The sequence below is a fragment of the Chloroflexus sp. MS-G genome (assembly GCF_000735195.1).
Taxonomy (GTDB): Bacteria; Chloroflexota; Chloroflexia; order Chloroflexales; family Chloroflexaceae; genus Chloroflexus.
Genome location: NZ_JPIM01000019.1, coordinates 44,817 through 51,194 on the forward strand (window position 1 = coordinate 44,817; position 6,378 = coordinate 51,194).

Sequence of the window (6,378 nt, forward strand, 5' to 3'; positions counted from 1 at the left end):
CTCTTAGGGGGTATTCAACGATGTCATTCTCAGAAGTCATGTTGATCATTACGTTTGTACTCTTACTCGTTGTTCTCTACAAGGTTTTTAAGCAGGATAGTCTACAGCCAAAAGACGTAGAGCATGTTATCTCACGAGCATGGAATCAATCAGGGATTGAAGAAAAAATCGGTCGAATTGCAACATACGCAGCAGACATCAGAAACGACTATCGAGCGCTTGATCAAATGCTACGATCGCCAAAGCAACGCGGTTCAATTGGAGAAATAGCATTGGAAGCTATTCTTTCCGATCAATTGCCACCCGACAATTATGGAATACGGAAGCCCGTTCGGAACGGAAAAATTCCTGATGCGCATATTGTTTTGCCAAATGAATATATTTGTATTGACTCAAAGTTCCCTCTCGATAATTATCGGAAGATGATTGATACTAATGATGAAAGGGAACAACAGAGTGCGAAGAGGCAATTTCTCAAAGATGTTGAAAAACATCTCGCCAAAATTGCACAAGACTACGTGTCTCCTGAGCAAGGTTCGGCACCGTTCGCACTGGCGTTTTTACCGTCTGAAAGTGTGTATTATTTTCTTGTTACTGAACCTGACGCCTATTCCATGCTTCAACAATACGTAAGAAAAGGCGTACAAGTAGTATCTCCCCTTACGCTCGAACACAAACTTGCACTCATTAAAACCGGAATTCTCGCATACCGGCTCTCGGAGAAAGCAGAACAGATACGCAGCGATGTGAGAAACCTAGCGGAGCAGTTTGAGACCCTGAGAAGTTTGTGGGAAACTCTATCTACACATGTACGAAATACGAGTAATAAGATGCAAGAAGTAGACCGTGTATACAAACGACTTAGTAATGAGTTTGAACGTATCAAGCGAGACGTAGGATAAGTATGGGAACACGGCACTGCCGTGTTCCTACTCACGAAACCGGTAGCGGCGGGTTGTCAACCTTCCCGTTCGCAAGTGGCGTACCGCTTGCTCGCATACGATTGCTGGCAGCGCTGGTGAGTCTGGTCGCTTGCGCCTTGTACGTTCGGCTCCGCGGCTTTCTGGACTGAGCAGCCAGTTCGATGCCGTTGCGCCACAATCGGAGATCGATCAATTCACCGGCTAGCTCACGCGCCGCATCCAGCCCGATGGCATACCCCTTTTCGGGCGTACTCAAATCGAGGGTTGCAATAGAGGTCACATCCGGCTGGATGAGGAGGTCTGGCGGATGCTGTTGCAGACGGAGTTCGGTCGCCTCGGCCATCAGCAGGCTGAGCGCCCGTTGTGCAACGGCAAACTGTTTTGGCGCAAACATGAAGCGGGCAAACAGACTGTCGTTCTCTTCAGACTGGAGCGAAAATCCGGCCTGCGCATCGCGCAGATCGACGGCAATCACCCGCTGCGCACCCAATTCATAGGCGACATCAACCGGTAAATTGTTGAGAATACCACCATCGGCGAGCAGCATATCGCCGTAGGGTACCGGTGGGAAGAGCGCCGGTAAGGCAGTCGTTGCTAGCAACGCCGGAACTAACGGCCCCTCGCGCAAAACGACCATCTCACCACTGACCAGATCGGTCGCTACGACAGCGCACGGAATGCTGAGGTCGGCAAACGTGCGCTGACCGAGAAGACGGTACAACATCTCTTCGCGCCGACGCTGACCGATGATGCCGGTACCGCTCGGATCAGGCGTGGCGATCCGGCGCAGGGCACTCTGGCGAAAGACATCTTGGATTGCAGGCAGATCAAAGCCTGCTGCATAGAGAACTGCCACCGCGCCACCAGCCGAGGTACCGACGATGAGATCAATGGGAATATCCAGGTCACGAATGACCTGCAAGACACCGATGTGCGCGGCACCTTTCCCACCACCCCCACTGAGCGCCAGCCCCAACCGCCGTTCTGCCGATGGTACAGCAGGTTGATGAATACGTTCTCGGATGTGTTTGATCCAGTTTATGATGCTCATAATTCCAATTATACGTTACCTGTCTATATCAGACAGCGACTTGCGACCGATTTAGTGACTATCCGGAATACCCTGTCTTAGAAGAAGATTCGGTTGAGGCGCAGCGGCGCTGCGCCCGTACATCTGTTAGATTTTATCCGCCGTACCGTGAGACGATTATTCGGATATGCTTTTAGAGGTGAAACCCTTTACCAATCCCCAAACCCTTATCTTCTCCCACTAGCGGAGCGGAATCGGTTCCCTCCACTCCCCGTTTCTTCTATCTTCTCGTTCCGCTTCACAACCGATGATTTCATGGTATACTCCTCGTATCACGAACGACATGCTCGCGTCTTGTTTGCGCCTATGTCTTTTTCCCACGGCTATGCTCTAATTGTTGGTGTTGGTCATTACTGCTTTGCGCCTTATCTGAACGTACCGTGTACTGTGAACGATGCCGAAGCGGTAGCGATGCTATTGCATGATCCCCATTTTTGCGGTTATCCCCCTGCCAACGTGACGCTCCTCACCGGCGAGCAGGCTACTCGCGACGAAGTACTGACGGCGCTTGACACTCTCGCCAAGCACACCACGCCCCCCGATACGATACTGCTCTTCTACAGTGGTCACGGTGAGTATAGCGCCGATGGTGCGACATTCATATCGGTCTCAGCTACGTAGACCGACATGAATGTCGGTCAGGGAAGGCTTACGGAAAGTGAGCATGATAGCAGTTCCCACAGCGGTTGAACCAATAGGACAGAGTTACACGCTCCCAGCGTCGCGCTCCTGACACCGTGACCGCAATACATTGCGGTCTACGCTGTCTAAATGTAAAAGCGCTGTCGTACACCGGCTTGGCAAACGGGCGACACACTGACCGCAATGAATTGCGGTCTACGCTGTCTAAATGTAAAAGCGCTGTCGTACACCGGCTTGGCAAACGGGCGACACACTGACCGCAATAAATTGCGGTCTACGCGGTGCCGAAAACGGCTCAAGCTGTAGACCGCCATTTATGGCGGTCACCGCGTGGCACACGTGCGGCAGGAGCGCCCTACTCAAGCCGTAGACCGACATTCATGGCGGTCTCAGCTACGTAGAACGCCATTCATGTCGGTCAGGGAAGGCTTACGGAAAGTGAGCATGATAGCAGTTCCCACAGCGGTTGAACCAATGGGGCAGAGTTACACGCTCCCAGCGTCGCGCTCCTGACACCGTGACCGCAATAAATTGCGGTCTACGCGGTGCCGAAAACGGCTCAATCCGTAGACCGCCATTTATGGCGGTCACCGCGTGGCACACGTGCGGCAGGAGCGCCCTACTCAAGCCGTAGACCGACATTCATATCGGTCTCAGCTACGTAGACCGCCATTTATGGCGGTCAGGGAAGGCTTACGGAAAGTGAGCATGATAGCAGTTCCCACAGCGGTTGAACCAATGGGACAGAGTTACACGCTCCCAGCGTCGCACTCCCGACACCGCGACCGCAATGCATTGCGGTCTACGCTGTCTAAATGTAAAAGCGCTGTCGTACACCGGCTTGGCAAACGGGCGACACGGTGACCGCAATAAATTGCGGTCTACGCGGTGCCGAAAACGGCTCAAGCCGTAGACCGCCATTTATGGCGGTCACCGCGTGGCACACGTGCGGCAGGAGCGCCCTGCTCAAGCCGTAGACCGACATTCATGTCGGTCTCAGCTACGTAGACCGCCATTCATGGCAGTCAGGGAAGGCTTACGGAAAGTGAGCATGATAGCAGTTCCCACAGCGGTTGAACCAATAGGACAGAGTTACACGCTCCCAGCGTCGCGCTCCTGACACCGTGACCGCAATACATTGCGGTCTACGCTGTCTAAATGTAAAAGCGCTGTCGTACACCGGCTTGGCAAACGGGCGACACGGTGACCGCAATAAATTGCGGTCTACGCGGTGCCGAAAACGGCTCAATCCGTAGACCGACATTCATGTCGGTCTCAGCTACACGGGCGACACACTGACCGCAATAAATTGCGGTCTACGCTTTGCCGAAAACGGCTCAAGCCGTAGACCGCCATAAATGGCGGTCACCGCGTGGCACACGTGCGGCAGGAGCGCCCTACTCAAGCCGTAGACCGACATTCATATCGGTCTCAGCTACGTAGACCGCCATTTATGGCGGTCAGGAAAGGCGTATGGAAAATTGAGAACTATAGCAGTTCCCACAGCGGTTGAACCAATGTGACAGAGTTGAACGCTCCCAGCGTCGTGCTCCCGACACCGCGACCGCAATGAATTGCGGTCTACGCTGTCTAAATGTAAAAGCGCTGTCGTACACCGGCTTGGCAAACGGGCGACACACTGACCGCAATAAATTGCGGTCTACGCTTTGCCGAAAACGGGCGGAATAATTATAATCACTCAAAAAACCATTAGCCCGCACGTGCGGATTCACGTCCGACGACGGACGATTGATGAGAATTGCTACATTTCTTCAAAGACTATAACGCGAGCAGGGGGAGGGCGATGGAGACGGGAGATTCGATCTCTACCGGCGATGTGAAGGGTCAGACGATTGCTAAATGATAGCAGTGCATAGCAGGGCCAACGTAGCCATACATAGGAGCATAGCTTATGAACACGCAGCCCCCTCACAACCAGCCACGTGGTGACCGTTCGGTGCAGGCTAACGGCAATATCGCACAGAGCCTGCTTATCACCGGTGACCACAACATCGTCTTCCAGGCCATCTTGCAACCGCTACCGGTATCGGCGCGTGGCGCAGTGCAAAGTTTGCTCACCTACTACACCGATAACGTGTTTGGCGGCCGCGATGCCGAGCTGGCCGCGCTCGATGGTGTATTGCGTGGCGAACAGCTCTACACTCTGATGGTGGCTCCAACCGGACGAGGTAAAACGGCGCTCCTCGTGCATTGGGTTAACCGTCTTCTCCGGCGAGGCGAATGGCGAGTGATCTTTGTGCCGATCAGCATCCGTTTTGGGACGGCCGGCGAACAGATGGCGCTCGAAATGCTGGCGGCCGGTCTGGCTGACCTGCACAACGATACAGCCAAGTTCCAGTGCTCTGAACGTTCACCGTTTGGCCTGCGAGCAATGATCGGCGATTACCTGAACCGTCCTTTGCCAGCAGAGACGCGCTGCCTATTGGTGCTCGATGGGATTGACGAAGCGGTAGGCTGGAAAGTTGGTCCGCTCTGCGTGGTACCGCCCAACAGCCCGCTGAAGATCGTTGCCGCCGCCCGCCAGCGCGCCGACCGTGGGTATGAAGACTGGCGCGAACATTTGGGCTGGCAGCCGCACCGCACCCGCGCTTTCCCCCTTGGCAATCTCGACCGCGCCGCGCTGATTGCGCTGCTCAAAGCGCAGGACGAGCGCCTGGCCGCCCTGGCTGACGATCCCGCATTCGTTGCTCAGTTCGAGCGCGTCAGTGAAGGCGACCCACTGACCTGCAACCTGCTGATCAAAGCCCTGCTTGGCAATACCCTATCCCCCACCGACCTGAGCCGACGCCCGCCCGGTCTGGAAGCCTTTCTCTGCGACTGGGTCGAAACCCTGCGCAAAAAACGCCAGGAGAGTGCCGCAATCCGCGAGCTACTGGCGCTCTGCGCCGTCGCGTATGGACCGCTGACCAGCGACGATCTATCAGCACTGGCGCCGACGGTGTTTAGCGACCAGAGCGCGATTGTTGATGCGGTACGTAGCGATGAGGTTGCCCGCTTCATTATTACCGTCGGCGAGCACAGCTACGTCTTCAGCCACCAACGCCTGCGCGAAGTCTTCCTCGAACAGATTTACCCGCCCACAGAGCGTGAACGGTTGCACCGGCGGATGGTAGACTACGGTAACGCCTGGTGGGCCGACCGTCATCAGCCGCTTTCCGAATACCTGCGCCGCTTCTGGCTGCTGCACTGCGCCGAGGTGGGCGAATGGGAGCGGATCCGTGAGGTGGTCAGTGCGATCGTGCCGACGAGGGACGGGAGTGGCGTTGAACAACCCTGGCAGACGGCGCGCTATGCCGCCGAGGGCAGCAACAGCGGCTATCTGGGCGACCTGGAGCGGCTCTGGACGCGGGCCGAGCAGCAGGGCGATCTGGGGCTGGCGCTGCGCTGCGCGCTGATTGCAGCCAGCCTGCGCAGCCAGAGCGGGAACCTGAGTCCGGAATTGCTGGTTGGGCTGGTGCAGGTCGGCACGCCGGCGGGCACATGGAGCGCAGCCGCGGCGCTGGAGCATATTGCGCTGATGCCTGACAGCGGGCGCCAGGCTGATCGTCTACGGGCGCTGCTGGTGGCGGGTATCGCTTTGCCCTGGGCGCGGGCGCTTGAGGTGGCGCTGGCGATTGCGGATGAGCATGCGCGGGCCACAGCGCTGGCGGCGCTCGCCCCCCACCTGCCCCCGCACCTGCTCGCCGACGCCCTCGCCGCCGC

General features: G+C 56.3%; 3 protein-coding genes and 1 pseudogene. 3 read left to right on the forward strand and 1 reads right to left on the reverse strand.

Features of this window, described 5'->3' with window-relative positions:
• Nucleotides 1-20 precede the first annotated feature (20 nt).
• Entirely contained in the window at nucleotides 21-902 is an 882-nt protein-coding gene (locus JE47_RS0105410; RefSeq protein ID WP_031458774.1) for a DNA recombination protein RmuC, read from the forward strand.
• 31 nt (nucleotides 903-933) lie between these two features.
• On the opposite strand, the gene JE47_RS0105415 is transcribed toward JE47_RS0105410, so the two are convergent.
• Entirely contained in the window at nucleotides 934-1,974 is a 1,041-nt protein-coding gene (locus JE47_RS0105415) for a patatin-like phospholipase family protein (protein ID WP_031458775.1), read from the reverse strand.
• Between the two features lie 345 nt (nucleotides 1,975-2,319).
• Between JE47_RS0105415 and JE47_RS0105420 the strand changes: the two genes are divergently transcribed.
• Entirely contained in the window at nucleotides 2,320-2,634 is a 315-nt protein-coding gene (locus tag JE47_RS0105420) for a caspase family protein (protein ID WP_031458776.1), read from the forward strand.
• Between the two features lie 1,933 nt (nucleotides 2,635-4,567).
• Nucleotides 4,568-6,378: pseudogene (locus JE47_RS22110) on the forward strand (hypothetical protein); the annotation flags it as partial.

Bases quoted from the DNA above. Each gene is read 5' to 3' on its own strand.
- JE47_RS0105410 (WP_031458774.1), top strand. From the start codon at position 21: ATGTCATTCTCAGAAGTCATGTTGATCATTACGTTTGTACTCTTACTC.
- JE47_RS0105415 (WP_031458775.1), bottom strand. From the start codon at position 1,974: ATGAGCATCATAAACTGGATCAAACACATCCGAGAACGTATTCATCAA.
- JE47_RS0105420 (WP_031458776.1), top strand. From the start codon at position 2,320: ATGTCTTTTTCCCACGGCTATGCTCTAATTGTTGGTGTTGGTCATTAC.